Origin of the sequence: Solwaraspora sp. WMMD406, assembly GCF_029626025.1 — a bacterium.
Lineage (GTDB): Bacteria > Actinomycetota > Actinomycetes > Mycobacteriales > Micromonosporaceae > Micromonospora_E.
In genome coordinates this window covers 3703559-3719027 of sequence record NZ_JARUBF010000001.1, presented here as the reverse complement: position 1 = coordinate 3719027, position 15469 = coordinate 3703559, and the positions used below count along the sequence as shown (strand labels likewise).

At 72.0% G+C, this 15469-nt stretch carries 5 protein-coding genes; all 5 read right to left on the bottom strand.

The window, feature by feature from the left end; all coding sequences use genetic code 11:
• Positions 1 to 51: 51 nt before the first annotated feature.
• A complete protein-coding gene (locus O7632_RS16570; RefSeq protein ID WP_278115392.1) occupies positions 52 to 1014 on the bottom strand; it encodes a sulfotransferase domain-containing protein in 963 nt (320 codons plus the stop codon).
• Between the two features lie 135 nt (positions 1015 to 1149).
• Positions 1150 to 2103 carry an alpha/beta fold hydrolase gene (locus tag O7632_RS16565; RefSeq protein ID WP_278120107.1) on the bottom strand — a complete coding sequence of 318 codons (954 nt, stop codon included), beginning with the start codon at positions 2101 to 2103 and terminating at the stop codon, positions 1150 to 1152.
• A 2-nt stretch (positions 2104 to 2105) separates the two neighbouring features.
• The gene (locus O7632_RS16560) at positions 2106 to 2435 is read right to left on the bottom strand and encodes an acyl carrier protein (protein WP_278115391.1); all 330 of its coding nucleotides are present in this window, start codon (positions 2433 to 2435) and stop codon (positions 2106 to 2108) included.
• Between the two features lie 47 nt (positions 2436 to 2482).
• Positions 2483 to 7435 (bottom strand): type I polyketide synthase, encoded by a 4953-nt coding sequence (locus O7632_RS16555; RefSeq protein WP_278115389.1) that lies wholly within the window; start codon positions 7433 to 7435, stop codon positions 2483 to 2485.
• A 2-nt stretch (positions 7436 to 7437) separates the two neighbouring features.
• The gene (locus tag O7632_RS16550; protein WP_278115387.1) at positions 7438 to 15435 is read right to left on the bottom strand and encodes a type I polyketide synthase; all 7998 of its coding nucleotides are present in this window, start codon (positions 15433 to 15435) and stop codon (positions 7438 to 7440) included.
• Positions 15436 to 15469: the final 34 nt, after the last annotated feature.

Sequence of the window (15469 nt, the reverse complement as noted above, 5' to 3'; positions counted from 1 at the left end):
AACCGTTCTCTCCCTCTACAGTGGTGTGGTTGGGGTGGACACCTTCGTTGATCAGGCGACAGCTGGTTGGCGCACCGCACCGCCCCGGCTCACCTGGCCGGCGACCTGCCGCGCCCAGTCGTCCGGATCAGCGAAGTCGAGGAACTCACCGAGGCGGTTCAGTTCCGGCACCGGATCGGCGACCAGGTCCTCGTAGCGCATCGTGAGCAGTTGGGCCGGCGGGTTGTCGACCAGCGCCTGTTCGGCCTGGGCGCTCATGAAGGCGCACAGGCCCAGGTAACGCTTGCTGTCCTCGCCGCGTTCACGCAGTAGATCGGCGGTGATCCGGTCCGGCAGCAGGTGCTCCAGCTCCGCCGGCACCTTCTGGTCCGGGGTCATCTGGAACGGATCGATGCCGCATCGAGAGACGAACTCCAGGCGCAGCTGGATGAGCTGGAACGACGGGTGCCGGCTCATCGACCGCGCGGTGTCCGGCCAGTTCCGGGTCAGATACACGATCTTGGTGTCGCCGAAGGACCGCAACAGGTACGGCGCGATCTGGCTCGAACCGCCGGAGCGCTCCACCCACCGGCGCTTACCGGTCAGCCTGGTGAGCAGATCCAGGAACATCCGGTGGTGCGCGGCGAACGACTGCACCGGGAACGCCGGAACCTGGTCGGCGAGCTCGTCGAACAGCGCGTCGGGGTCGTCGGTCAGCTTGGGCAGCGTGATCGCCAGCAGCTGAGGCAGCTCAGCCAGCGCCCCCGACCAGCGGCCGTCGCTGGGATAGCGCACCTCCTTGGGCGGCAGGCCGATGGTGAACAAGGTGCTGAGCTCCGGCTTCGGGCTGCTGAGCACCGCCCAGTACGCCTCCCCGGTGATCTCCGTGCCGGATTTCGCCCAGGCCGGCGTAGCCATGAAGAACTCCTGGACCGACAGCGTCTCCGGTTCGGCGACGATCAGGTCGGACAGCAGCGTGGACCCGCACCGGCCACTGCTGATGATGATCGCCCGTCCGGGTGCAGCACTACTCATGGGGAAACCTCCTGGTGTCGAGCGGTTCACGCCTCATGTCGAGCGGTTGACGCCTGGTGTCGAGCGGTTGACGCCTGGTGTCGAGCGGTTCACGCCTCATGTCGAGCTGGTTCACCGCCTGGTTGTCGAGCTGGTTCAGCGACGCAGGGCCGGTGAGCCAGTCGCTACTGGTGCGTCGCCGCTGGTGACCCGCTGGGCGAGCCAGGGCAGCACCAGTTCCCGTACCTGGTCGCGGGCAGTGACCAGGACCGCGTGCCGATGCCCCGGTACCACCACGAGCCGGGTTTGCGGCAGCAGTTCGGCCACCACCGGGGCGAGATCGATCGCCGCCGAGTCGCTGCCGAACACGCCGAGCACCGGACAGCCGACAGCGCTCAGGTCAGCCGGGCCGAGCGCCGTGCTGGCGGGCAGGTCCCGACCGGCGGTGGTGGTGGCGAGCAGCTGCCGTACGGCTGCCGCGTACCGCGCACCCCGCTCGCCCCGCTGAGAGACCAGGGCCGTGTCGTCGTCGGCCGTGGCCGGTGCGGCGGCCCGAGCGAGCTGCCGACCGACCCGGGCCAGCCAGTCGGCGGTGGGCGGGGCCGCCTCGACCGCGACGATGGAGGCCACCCGCGCCGGTTGCCGGGCGGCGAAGCTGAACGCGATCGTGCCGCCGAGCGAATTGCCCAGCAGGTGCACCGGTTCCCGTACCCCGAGCTGGTCGAGGAGCGCGGCGAGGTCGTCGACGAGGTCGTCGACTCGGTAGCCGGTGGGCGGGCGCTCGGTGCGGCCGTGCCCACGCAGGTCGTACATGACGACCCGGAACCCGGCGGCGGTCAGCGGATGGGCGAGGCTGAGGTACCAGCTCGCCAGATTGTCCGAGCCGATGCCGTGGATCAGCACGGCCGTCGGCACTGCGGTGACCGACGGCGCCGACGGTTCGGCGGTACCGTCGCTCGCCGCCGCGTCCACTACCCCCGTGCCGGTCCCGGGCGGCGCGCCCGTGCCGGCCGACGGACCGGGCCGGGCGGTGCCGCCAGCGGCCGAGGTGCCCCCAGCGGCCGGGGGCAGCTGCTGGACGTGCATCACCAGGCCGTTGGCCCGGACCATGGTCACTGGCCGGCCACCTGCGCCGGCACCGCGGCCGCCGTCGGCGACGGGTTCTTGTCGAGCTCGGCCGAGATGTGGTCGACCAGCTCACCGACCCGCAGCGCCCGTACCGAATCCATGTCGAGCGACGCGACGTACTGCGCGAAGTTGACCGCGTCGCCGTACCGTGCCTGCAGCCGGCCGGCGAGAGCGATCACGTCGATGCTTTCCATCTCGAGGTCGTCGCGGAAGCTGGTGTCGCGGGTGATCTCGTCCTCGGGCTCGACCCCGGCGAGCACCGCGCGGAGCATCTGGGAGATTTCCGCCAGGATGGTGTCGTGGTCCGCGGGCATGGGTGTTCTCCTTGTCGTGGCGGTGTGCTGTCGGAATCGGCGTACGGTCAGTGGCCTTCTGGGCCGTGGGTCCAGCCCACGACGTACCGCCGGGGCGGCAGATCAGCCGGGTTCTCAATCTCACGGCAGACAACCCGGTAGGTCCGTCCGGCGACCGCGACCATCAGCGTGTCGCCGTCCACGGCGGTGACCCGTAGCCGCCTCGGAGCGTTGTCCAACCCGGTCCCCTCGGCCTTACCTGCCGCTTCCTTGGCCGCCCAGAACCGGGCGAACCAGTACTGCCGGTCGGTGCCGCTGGCAGTGGCGATCCGGTCGAGCAGGGCCAACTCCGGGTCGGACAGCGCGTACCGCAGGGTGCTCTCCGGCCGCTCGACGAGTTCGACGACGTCGATGCCGACGCCGGGCGCGTCCGGGCGGGGTCGCGCCGGCCCGGCAATCGCGACCGCGATCTCGGCACTGTGCGCCAGCGACAGGTCGCATTCCTGCAGTCCCCGGCCGGGCCGCAGATCCACCCGGGGACGGCCATTCGGATCGTTCGCGATGGTCAACTCGATCGGGTAGACGTCGGTGTGCCCGGCCTCCCACTGCCGGAACCGCACCGCGTCCTTGGCCGCGATCCGGCCGAGCAACCACTGCTTACGGGTCTTCGCCGGCTGACGCTCGTAGTCGGCGAACGCCGCCGTACCGAGGATGCCGCGCGACGCCATCGACAGGGTCACCAGGTCGGTCCAGGCGTCGAATACCACCGTCCAGCCTTCGGGCTGCCGCAGCGACATCGGGTGGCGCTCCGGGAACCGTTCCGCCGGCCTGGCCTGCGGGTGGCTGTCGAACCGACGGTCGACCGCGCCGTCGATCTGCGCCCAGACCCGGTCGCCGATGAACAGCTGGGTGTCGGCCACCAGTTGCGTGTCGTCGATGGACCGGACCCGGGCGACGCATTCGAACGCCGTACCGGGCGCTGGCGGCGGGCCGAAGAACCGGACCCGGTTGAGGCCGACTGGAAGGGCCACGGTACGGAACGGCTGCGTGGTGATGAGCCAGTTGCCGATCAGCTGCAACGCGTTGTCGAGCAGGGCTCCCGGGGGCACCGGTGCCGTCACCACACCCCGGACGTGCATCTCGCCGAGGGCGTGTACGGCGGTCACGCCCTGGAACTGCGGCCCGTGGAACATGAGCCGCTCGGAGTACATCTCCTCGGCACTGATCCTCGGCGGCTTCTCGGTGGCGGGGTCGTGGGTCCACGGCGGCTCGACCGGTGCCGGGTAGACGGCGGCCACCTCGACGGTCGCCCGGGCGTAGCTGCCGAAGGTGACCGCGTACTGGTCCGGACCGGCCACCTTGACGCTGATTTCCACGTCCTGACCGGGCGCGGCGATCGTCCACCGGTTGAACCGGGCGTCGCGCACCCCTACCACCCGCATCCCCGGTACGGCTTGGGCGACCGCGTCCATCATGTGGTACACGACCGTGGTGGCCGGTACCACCGGCCAGCGGTCCTCGGCGTGCGGCCAGTCGTCGGGCTGGACGAAGAAACAGTGGTCCCGCAGGTAGGGCATGGTGTCGACGGAGACCCGCAGGATGTTGCGGGCGATCTCCGTACGGACCGGCAGACTCGGCCGCGCCACCGGAGCCGGAGTCGGCGGCGCGGGAGCCGGCGCGGCGGCGGGCGGCGTGGCAGCCGGCGCGGCGGCGGGCGGCGTGGCAGCCGGCGCGGCGGCGGGCGGCGCGGGAGCCGGCGCGGCGGCGGGCGGCGTGGCAGCCGGCGGCGCGGCGGCTGGAGCGCCCGACGCGCCGGGTCGGGTGGCGGCGTCCAGCACGCTGACCGCGCCATCGGCGGCGTCACGCAGCAGCGCGGCGAGTTCGGCGGCCGCCTTGGACCGTCCGGCCAACTGATGCAACGCCGTCAGAGCGCCCGGATTCTGGGTCGTGGTGCCGTTGCCGGCCGGCGACGGATCCGCCGGTTCAACCGGGTCCGCCGGTCGTGCCGGCGCGGTCGCGGCCGGCACCGCCTGTGCGGTGGGCGCGGCTGGTACGGCGGGTGCCGTCGGTCGGGTCGGTTCCCCGGGCGACGGGGCGGCTGGTGCCGCCGGCCGGCTGCCGAGTCCCAGAAGTTCGCTCGCCCCCGGACCCAGCCGTACCAACGGTCCGCCGAGGTCCAGCCGGATACTCGGCCCCCGCCGGGGCGCGCTGGACGCACCGCCACCGGACGAGGAACCACCGGACGAGGAGCCACTCGCGGTGGCCGATCCGCCGGCCGGCTTCGCGCCGTTCGAGCCGTTCGACGCTGGCGCGGCCGGCGCCACGCTGGCCACCGGCGGACGCGGCGACAGGGCCGCGAGGTCCGGGGCCGCGCCCTCGACCCACAACGCGGTCGCCACCCGGCGCAACTGGTCGAGGCCGGTACGGTGGCCGACGTTGACCGGCATGGCGAGGTGGTCCTTGCCCCGCAGGTTGTCACTGATCAGTGACGCGAGCTGACCCGCACCCACCTGGAGATATGCCCGCGTGCCCGCCGCGTACATGGCCGCGACGGTCTGCCGGAACCAGACCGGTTCCATCATGTGCCGGACGAAGATCTCGTTGACCTGCTCCTCGTCGGTCGGGAACGGCGCGGCCAGCGTCGCCGACCACACCGGCACCGATGTCGGGTGCACCTTCCAGGACTGCAGCGCCGCGCCGATCGACCGCAGCCCCTCGGCGAAGATCGGGGTGTGGAACGCCGACCGGAACGGCAGCTTCTGACACAGGACGTTGCGCCGACGTAGTTCGTCGACCAGCAGGTCGACCTGGCTCTCCGGCCCGTTGACCACCGACTGCGCCGGCGCGTTGTCGTGCGACAGGACCACGCCCGGGCAGTCGGCGAGCAGCGGCGTCACCTGCTCGGCACCGGCACCGATCGCCGCGAAGACGTAGCCGGACACCGCGACCGAGTCCGCGTCGAACAGCTTCAGGAAGCCGTCCATGTCGGTGGTGCTGACCTGGCCGGTCGCCGCGGCGGCCGCCCATTCACCGATGGAGTGCCCGCCGACCAGATCCGGCCGTACGCCGATCCGGGCGAGCACGTCGTTGAGGAACCGGCCCACCTCGATCAGCCCGGCCCCGTGCCGGCCCAGGTCGGCGGCGGACCATTCCCGGTCCGCCAGGCCGAAGTGGGCGGCCAGATCAGTGGTACGGGGAGTGAACTCGGCCTCCAGTCCGGGGAACACGAACGCCAGCTTGCCGCCGCCGTTCGGTCCGAGCAGCGGCCGAGAGGTGAACCAGATGTCGCGGGCGCCCCGCCACGGATCACCCCGCTCGACCGCCCGGCGGGCGGTGGCCAGCCGCTTGTCGGTGGGATTCACCACGCCCAGGCGGCAGGCCGGAGCCTCGACGGCACGGGCGTCCCGGGCGAAGGCCAGCCCGGTCTCGCGTACCGCCGCGTCGTCACGGTCCAGCAGCGCGGCGAGCCCGGCCGGCTGCTCGGCGGCCAGCCACAGCACCAGCTCCGGTTCGTCCACGGTCGCCGGAGCGACCGTCGGACCGGTGGCACCGGCGGCGGTCGGGTTCGCCGGGGCGGCGGCCGGCGACGGTACCGGACCGGCGGACCAAGCGGCGACGCTCGCCGACGGCTCCTCGATGATCAGGTGGGCGTTGATGCCGCCGAAGCCGAACGCGTTGACGCCGGCGCGGCGCGGTCCGTCACCCTCCCACGGTTGTGCGGCGGCGATCGGCGCGAATCGGGTCGCGGCCATCTCCGCACGCGGTTCACCGCAGTGCAGCGTCGGGGGCAGCACCCCACGGTGAACGGCGAGCGTCGCCTTGATCAGCCCGGCGATCCCGGCCGCCGGCATCGTGTGCCCGATCATCGACTTCACCGAGCCGATCACCGGCCGGGGACCACCCCGGTACGAGCCGAAGACGTCGGCGACGGTGACCAGCTCGGCGGCGTCCCCGGTCGGGGTGCCGGTGCCGTGCGCCTCCAGCAGACCCACCGCGTCCGGGTCGGTCGGGTCGAGGCCGGCGGACTGCCACGCCCGCCTGATCGCCAGCGACTGTCCGCTGCTCGCCGGGTTGAACATGCTGGCCGAACGGCCGTCACTGGAGACCCCGCTGCCCCGGATCACGGCATAGACCCGGTCGCCGGCGTCGAGCGCGTCCGACAGCCGCTTGAGCACCACGATCCCGGTGCCCTCACCGATCAGCAGCCCGTCGGCGGAGCTGTCGAACGGGCGGATCTCGCCCTGGCGCGACAGCGCCCGCAGTTGGCTGAACACCGACCAGAAGCTGATGTCGTGGACATGGTGGACGCCGCCGGCCAGCACCGCGTCCAGCCGGCCGGCACGCAGTTCGGTCATCCCCTGGTCGACGGCGATCAGCGACGACGCGCACGCGGCGTCGATCGTGTACGACGGGCCGCGCAGGTTGAGCCGGTTCGCCACCCGCGACGCGGCCAGGTTGGGCACCAGGCCGATGGTGCCCTCGGGCTGCTGCGGGCCGAGTCGTTCGTCGAACTTGCGCCGGACCCGGTCCAGGCTCTCCGGCGGCAGGTCCGGGATCAGCTCCTTGAGGATGCCGATGACCTGACTCGACATCCGGACCCGCTGGGCGTACCGGGCCTGGGCCGGGCTGAGGATGCCACCCCGGCCGAGCAGGACACCGATCCGGTCCCGGTCCGGCAGCCGGTCCTGGCCGCCGGCGTCGTCGATGGCCGCGGCGGCGACCTGCAACGTGATCAGCTGGTCGGGTTCGATGTCGCCGATCGAGGTCGGCATGATGCCGAACCGCAGCGGCTCGAAGGTGGCGTGGTCGTCGACGAAGCCGCCGCGCCGGCAGTAGAGCCGGTCCGGCCGGTGCGCCTGGTCGGGATCGTAGAACTCCTCGTCCCACCGGTGCGGCGGCACGTCGGTGATCGCGTCGACGCCGTCGACCAGATTGCGCCAGTAGGCGTCCAGGTCAGGCGCGCCCGGCAGGAGAGCGGCCATCCCGACGATGGCGATCGTCTCGCGGGGATCGGTGCTCATGCTCACCAGCCCGAGGCGGTGTAGACGACCGAGGTGACCGCCGGGTCACCCCAGGCGAGCTCCCGCAGCAGGCTGAGCGCGCCTTCCTCTGGGTCGATCAGCTCGATGCCGCGCCGCGCGTACTCCCGGCTCAGCTCGGCGCTGACCATGCCACCGTGGACGCTGCCCGGCGCCCAGGGCCCCCAATGCACCGTCAGGCAGCGAACCCCGCTGTCGGCCGCCCACCGCCCGCCGATCCGGTCCAACGCGTCGTTGGCGGCGGCGTAGTCGCTCTGTCCCCGGTTGCCGTACGCGGCGGCGATGCTGCCGAACAGGACCACGAAGCGCAGCGGAGCGACGTCGCGGATCGCGTCGAGTACGGTGGTGCCGCCCAGGACCTTCGTCTGGTAGACCCGGCTGAACGACTCCGGGTCCTTCTCGGCGATCAGCTTGTCCTCGATCCGGCCGGCGGCGTAGACCACGCCGTCGATCCGGCGGAACTCACCGTGGATCTCCTTGAGCAGCTGCCGGGTCGCGGTCTCGTCGCTGACGTCTACGCTGTGATAACGCACCTGGCTGCCGAGTTCGCGCAGTTCGTCGAGGGTGGCCCGGACCTCACGGGCGGCCAGGATCTGGTTGGCCAGCCGGTCGATCTCCGCCGGGGAGCGCATTCCCTGTGCGATCAGGGCGGCCCGCAGCGCCGGCTTGTCCGCCGCCGCGGCCAGTGTCGGTGACTCGGCTCCGTCCGGCAGCGGGGTTCGCCCGACCAGTTCGATCCGGCATCGGCTCGCGGCCGCCAGAGCGCGGGCGAACCAGGGGGTGATTCCGCGCGCGCCACCGAACATGACCACGACCGAGTCCTGGTCGAGACCGATCGCCTGGGCCTCCGCGACGCCGTCCCCGGCCGGGCCGGCACCGCCGGCCGCCAGCGGACCGAGACCGACGGCGGCCAGGTCGAACGCCGTACGGCCCTGTGCGGTCCAGGTGACGACCGGGGTCTGTCCACCGGACAGCAGTTCGGTGACGAGCCCGGTCGCGAGCGCGGCGGCTTCGGCGTCCGCCGGTGCCTCCACGTAGCTCACCGACACCTGCGGGTACTCACGGCTGATGGTACGGAACAGGCCGGCCATCCCGTCGCTGCGTGGTCCGGCGGTGCCGGCGGCCACCAGCCACCGGACTCCGCTGGCCAGCGCCTTCTTGATGAAGGGGAAGAGTCCGGGCAGCAGCGGGCCGCCACCCGGGCTGAGCCCGTCGAGGATGACCACGCCGTCGTAGCCGGCGAACTGGTCGGGGTCGTCCTCGTGGATCGAGCCGGTCCGTCCCGCCGCGCCGTACGAGCCGAGCTGCTCCGCCAGCGGTCCGAGTACCGGAGCTCCACCGGTGATCAGGAACCGGGTGCCGGACAGCGCAGCCGGCGCGACGACCGCACCGCCACCGGGAACCTCTTGGGCGACCAGTCGTCGCGGGGCGATGCCGAGACCGGCGGATGTCGTGTCCTGGCTGTCGACGGCCGGGGCGGTGGCCACTGGTGCGGTGGCCACCGGGGCGACGGGCGCGGGTGACGGAGCTACCGCAGCGGCGGGCGCCGCCGCCGGTGCCGGTACGGGTGGCGCGACCGCAGCCGGAGAATCGGCGGCCATCCGGTCGGTCAGCCAGGACACCATCGTCCGCACCGTCCGCGCCTTGACCAGATCCTCCAACTCCGACTCGTCACCATCCACCGACAACCGCAACCGCGTCGCCACCTCACCAGCGACCTCAGCCCGCTTGATCGAATCGATACTCAGATCAGCCTCAAGATCCAAATCCAACTCGATCAGATCCACCGGATAACCCGTACGCTCACTCAACACCGCCAGGATCGCCTCCTGGAACTGCACCACACCCACCCCCGAAGCAGCCGAAGCAGCCGCGACAGCAACCGGCGCGGGCGCGACCGGAGCCGGAGCAGCCGCGACAGCGACCGCAGCCGGAGAATCGGCGGCCATCCGGTCGGTCAGCCAGGACACCATCGTCCGCACCGTCCGCGCCTTGACCAGATCCTCCAACTCCGACTCGTCACCATCCACCGACAACCGCAACCGCGTCGCCACCTCACCAGCGACCTCAGCCCGCTTGATCGAATCGATACTCAGATCAGCCTCAAGATCCAAATCCAACTCGATCAGATCCACCGGATAACCCGTACGCTCACTCAACACCGCCAGGATCGCCTCCTGGAACTGCACCACACCCACCCCCGAAGCAGCCGAAGCAGCCGCGACAGCAACCGGCGCGGGCGCGACCGGAGCCGGAGCAGCCGCGACAGCGACCGCAGCCGGAGAATCGGCGGCCATCCGGTCGGTCAGCCAGGACACCATCGTCCGCACCGTCCGCGCCTTGACCAGATCCTCCAACTCCGACTCGTCACCATCCACCGACAACCGCAACCGCGTCGCCACCTCACCAGCGACCTCAGCCCGCTTGATCGAATCGATACTCAGATCAGCCTCAAGATCCAAATCCAACTCGATCAGATCCACCGGATAACCCGTACGCTCACTCAACACCGCCAGGATCGCCTCCTGGAACTGCACCACACCCACCCCCGAAGCAGCCGAAGCAGCCGCGACAGCAACCGGCGCGGGCGCGACCGGAGCCGGAGCAGCCGCGACAGCGACCGCAGCGGCGGGCACCGCAGCCGGAGCAGGCGCGGCGACCGGCACCGGAGCGGCCACCACCGCGACCGGTGCCGGCGGTGCGGCGGGGGCCGCTGACACCGGCGCCGCAGCCGGCGCGGCCGGGGCCGGTGGGGCCACCGCAGGCGGCGCGGCGGCGGTCAGCGCGGCCGGGGCGGGCCGGGCGGCCTCCGGGGGCGAGATCGCGGTTCGCGCCGCGACAGCCGGCTGGACGGCCGTCGTCGACTGGTACGGCTCCGGCGCGGACCACCCGTTGGTGAGCGCCGGCCGTTCACCGAAGTAGGCGAGCATGACGTCGCGCTGCGAGGCGATCAGGTCCCGACTGGTCCGCAGGAATTCACTGACCAGGTCCTCCCGACCGTCGCGGGGAGCGGGCGCGTGCCCGTTGCCCGAGCCGTTTCCATTGCCGATGCCGTTCGGGACGAGAGCACCGTTGCCGTTGCCGGCGACAGCTCCGTTGCCGTTGCCGTGTCCGTTGCTGACGTCGAGGACGTTTCCGTATTCGTAGCTGGCGTCGTTGCCGTTCCCATTGCCCATGTCGGTGGATGTACTCATCGACAGCTCCTTGATTCGTCGGGGAGGCGTCATGCCGCCGGGCAGCGGGCGGCCATGCTGGTCGCGGACGAGCTGTCCGTCGACCGTCCAGATGGGCCGGGAGGTCGAAGCCGCCGGCGTCACCGGCGCGATGCGCCGGCCGTGGTAGAGCCAGCTGGTCTGGACCGGAACGCCGGCGCAGGCCAGTTCGGCGAGGGCGGACAGGAAGCCGCGGAGGCCGCCGGAGCGGGGCGCGTCGCAGGCGACCGCCAGGTGCGGGCGGTCACCGAGCACCGCGTCGACCAGCCGGCTCAGCACCTGGCCCGGTCCGGCCTCGACGAAGATCCGGGCCCCGGCGGCGTACATCGACTCGATCTGCTCGACGAACCGCACCGGCGCGCCGATCTGCGCGGCGAGTTCGTCGCGGATCTGCTCCGGGCCGGTGGGGTACGGCGCGGCGGTGCGGTTGGACCAAACCGGGAAGGCCGGCACCGCGACCGGTTGGTCGCGCAGCACGCCGCGGAACGTCTCCACCCCGCCAGCGACGACCGGGCTGTGGAACGCGCACGCGACGGGGATCGGCCGGGCGGTCAGCCCACGCTCCTTCAGCGCGCTCACCGCCCGCTGCACCGATGCCGTCGAACCGGAGATGACCACCTGCTTCGGACCGTTGTGGTTGGCCAGCACGACCTCATCGGCGAGTCCGGCGGCACCGAGTGCCACCGAGATCTCCTCGGCCGTACCGGCGACCGCCGCCATCGTGCCCGGATCGGTGCCGGCGGCGGAGAGGATCGCGTCGGCGCGTTCCCGGCTCAGGTTCAGCAGGGTCCGGTCGTCGAAGGCGCCGGCCACGCTGAGCGCGACCAGTTCGCCGTAGCTGTGCCCGCCGGCCAGGTCGGGACGGACGTTGACCCGGCCCAGCAGGTGATGCACGGCCAGTCCACCGATGCCCAGGACGGGCTGGGCGATCCGGGTGTCCCGGACCCGCTCCTGCTGTTCGCGGTCGAGCCCGGGGTCGAAGGCGGTCGGCGGGAACAGTCGCTCGGCGTAGTCACGGCCGATGTCGAGGAACCGCCGCAGTTCGGGGAAGCTGACGAACAGTTCGGCGAGCGCCCCCGGACGCTGGCTGCCCTGGCCCGGGAAGAGGAAGGCCACCTTGCCGTCGAGATTTGCGGCGGAAGCGGGCTGGTAAAGACCGCGCGCCGGATCGTGGTCGCCGTCGAGCGCCCGCCGTAGGAGCGTGGCCAGTTCGTCGAGATCCGCCGCGACGACGGCGACCTGCACCTGTCCACCCCGGTTCTCGGTCTCGCGCGACTGCGCGGCCGCGAGGTCGCGCAACCGCCAGGGCCGACCCAGCGAGTCGCGGGTGTCGATGGTGCCCAGCAGCGACCGGATCGCCTGGTACGCCCCGGACCGGTCGCCGGCGCGGAAGCAGAACAGCTCCGCCGGCCAGTCGTCGCGGGCGTGCCGGGGCTCCGGCGCGTTGGCGTACGCGCTCAGCACGACGTGGAAGTTGGTCCCACCGAACCCGAAGGCACTCACCCCGGCGATCCGCTCGGCGGCGGGGGCGACCCAGGGCCGGGCTTCGGAGTAGAACGCGAACGGGCTCTGCTCCGGGTGCCAGGCGGGATTGGGGCGGGTGAGGTGCAGGGTCGGCGGCTTGATCCCGGTGTGCAGGGCCAGCGCGGTTTTGATCACGCCGGCCAGACCGGCGACGCACTTGGTGTGGCCGATCTGGGACTTCACCGAGCCGAGGCCGCAGCTGCCGGCGGTGGCGCCGGCGTCGGTGAACATCCGGGTCAACGTCTCCAGCTCGGTCCGGTCGCCGACGACGGTGCCGGTGCCGTGCGCCTCCACCAGACCGACCTGGGCCGGGGAGATGCCGGCCTGCTGGTACGCCCGGTCCAGGGCCCGACGCTGCCCCTCGGCCCGGGGCGCGGTCAGGCCGAGGGCCCGGCCGTCGCTGGACCCGCCGAGACCCTTGATCACGGCGTAGATCCGGTCGCCGTCGCGTTCGGCGTCGGAGAGCCGCTTGAGTACGACGGCGGCGACGCCCTCGCCGAGCGCGATGCCGTCACCGGTGCTGTCGAACGAACGGCACCGGCCGGTCGGCGACAGCGCGTGCGCCGAGGTGAACATGAGGAAGTCGTTGATGCCGTTGTGCAGGTCGGCCCCGCCGCAGATCATCAGGTCGCTGCCACCGCTGGCGAGTTCCTTGCAGGCCGCGTCCATTGCGGCCAGCGACGAGGCGCAGGCCGCGTCGACGGTGTAGTTGGGGCCACCGAGGTCGAGGCGGTTGGCGACCCGGCCGGCGATGACGTTGGCGAGCACGCCGGGGAAGGAGTCCTCGGTGACGGTCGGCAGCTGCTCGGCCAGTTCACCCGGGATCTCCGGCAGGTAGGCCGGCAGCATGGTTCGCAGCGTCTGGGCGTGACCCATGTCGCTGCCGGCCTCGGCGCCGAACACCACCCCGGTACGCGAGTGGTCGACCCCGCCGCCACCCGCGGTGTAGCCGGCGTCGGCCAGGGCGCGCTGGGACACCTCCAGGGCCAGCAGCTGGGTGGGGTCGATGCTGGCCAGGGCCGCCGGCGGGATGCCGTACCCGATGGCGTCGAACGGCACCTCGGCCAGGAAGCCGCCCCACTTGGAGACGCTGATCCGGCCGGCTTCTCCGGGCCCGACCTCGGGGGCGTAGTAGATGCTGGTGTCCCAGCGGTCCGCCGGCACCTCGGTGATCGCGTCGTCGCTGTCCAGTACGGTCCGCCAGAACGCCGCGAGGTCGGGCGAGTTGGGCAGCATGCAGGCCATGCCGACGATGGCGATGTCCAGCGGCGCGGCGTCGGTCTGCGGGGGCGGCGGCGTCAACGCGGCGCGCAACGTCTCGGCCCGGCCGGCGTGGTAGCGCACCGCCTGCTCGGTCACCGTGGCATGGAGCTCGGAGACGGTCGTCTCGCTGTCGCGCAGCACCGCGACCTGCCCGGCCATGAACAGTCCGTCGGTGAGCTGGGTCGGTTCGTCGACGTCGACCAGGGCGTCGCCGTCTCGACGTTTGCCCTTGCTCGCGATACGCAGTCGGCCCACGTTGAGCAGTTCGAGGTGCTCCCACACCTGGCGGTTCTCGACGCCGGCGGACTCCAGCTCGGTCCGCAGGGCGTGGAAGTCGTCGACGAAGGTGCTGTGCAGACATCGGGTGGCGTGTCCCGGGGCGGTCTCCAGCAGGGCGGTCCGGGTGGCCTGCCGTGCCATCTGGGCGAACGCCGGCTGGATCGCTCCATGGGCGACGGCCTCGCGGGTGAACAGGTAGGCCGTGCCCATCAGGACGCCCACCTGCACACCACGACGGGTGAGCGGAGCGGTCAGGGCCGCGATCATGGCGGCCGACCGGTCGTCGTGGATGCCGCCGGCGAAGAAGACCTGCACCTCGGCTGCCTGTTGCGGCGACGCGGTGGCGAGATGCTCGTCGAGTACGGCGAGCTGCGCCTCCCACAGGGGGAAGCTGGCGCGCGGGCCCACGTGACCGCCGCACTCGGAGCCTTCGAAGATGAAGCGGCGGGCCCCGGAGCGCAGGAACTGCCGGAGCAGTCCGGGCGACGGCACATGCAGGAAGGTGGTGATCCCTTCCCGTTCGAGTTCCTTGGCCTGGGCGGGGCGGCCACCGGCGATGATCGCGCAACTGGGCCGGATCCGGCGGATCACGTCGATCTGGGCCGTACGGATCTCGTCGGGGGCGAAGCCGAGAACGCCAACGCCCCAGGGTCGATCGCCGAGCCGCGCGGCGGTCTCGGTGAGCATCTCCTCGGTGCGCTCGGCGGTGGCCAGCGCGAGCGCGATGAACGGCAACGCGCCGTCGGCGGCGACGGCGGCGGCGAACCCGGGTTCGTCGCTGACCCGGGTCATCGGTCCCTGGGCGATCGGGACCCGCAGGCCGAGACTGGCGGCCAGGGGTGCGCCGGGCCCGACGGCGGTGGCCGACTCAGTGTCGGTGACGGCGTCCACGATAGACGCGCGCAGGCCACGTACCGCGGCGGCGGTGTCGGAGAACCGGCGGGCGAATTCGGCGGCGAGCCATCCGTCCTGTCCGATGGGGATCAGGTCGGCCCGGCTCGGGTTGGTGGGTGCGCCGGGTCGCATCTTCCGGGGTACGCCACGGTATCCGTCGGTCAGGACACTCTCTGATCCGTCCATCCGCCGGAAGAGGGCCTGTACGTCGGCGGGCAGGTCGGACTCGGGCATCAGGGCCAGTTGGTTGTCCAGCACGACACCGGCGGCGCCGCCCATGACGCAGGCGGCGGCGGTGTACGGGCCGATGCCGCCGGCGGCCCAGACGGGCACCTCGATGTCGTCAGCCGCCGTCAGCTGCTGCAGCAGGACGAACGTGCTGAGTTCGCCGACCTCGCCGCCTGACTCCGACCCCCGGGCGATCAGGCCGTGCACGCCCGCCGCGACCGCCGTACGGGCGGCGGCGATGCTGGTGACCTCGGCGAGCACCCGGTAGCGGGTGACCAGGTCCGGGAGTGACCAGGGCAGTTCGCCGGTGACCACGACCAGGTCGATGCGTCCGGCGGCTGCCCGTTCGACGTCGTCGATCGTGGCCAGACATCTGGCCGGCACCCGGACGGCTATCGGCTCGGTGGACCAGGAGGCGAGTTGTTCGAGGGCCCGCAGCGTCCGAGCACCCCCGCCGGCCAGGTCGAGCACACCGATCCCGCCGCCTCGGCGGGCTGCGCTGGCGATCCGGGGACTTGGCTCGATCTCGCCACATGCGTCGTAGGCGATCACCAGGTCACGCATGTCGAGTGCAGTACTCATCAGACTCCCGCTTCATGAGCAGTGGTCTCGGATT

Coding starts and splice junctions, on each gene's coding strand:
- O7632_RS16560 (WP_278115391.1), bottom strand. CDS start 2,435: ATGCCCGCGGACCACGACACCATCCTGGCGGAAATCTCCCAGATGCTC.
- O7632_RS16550 (WP_278115387.1), bottom strand. CDS start 15,435: ATGAGTACTGCACTCGACATGCGTGACCTGGTGATCGCCTACGACGCA.
- O7632_RS16570 (WP_278115392.1), bottom strand. CDS start 1,014: ATGAGTAGTGCTGCACCCGGACGGGCGATCATCATCAGCAGTGGCCGG.
- O7632_RS16565 (WP_278120107.1), bottom strand. CDS start 2,103: ATGGTCCGGGCCAACGGCCTGGTGATGCACGTCCAGCAGCTGCCCCCG.
- O7632_RS16555 (WP_278115389.1), bottom strand. CDS start 7,435: ATGAGCACCGATCCCCGCGAGACGATCGCCATCGTCGGGATGGCCGCT.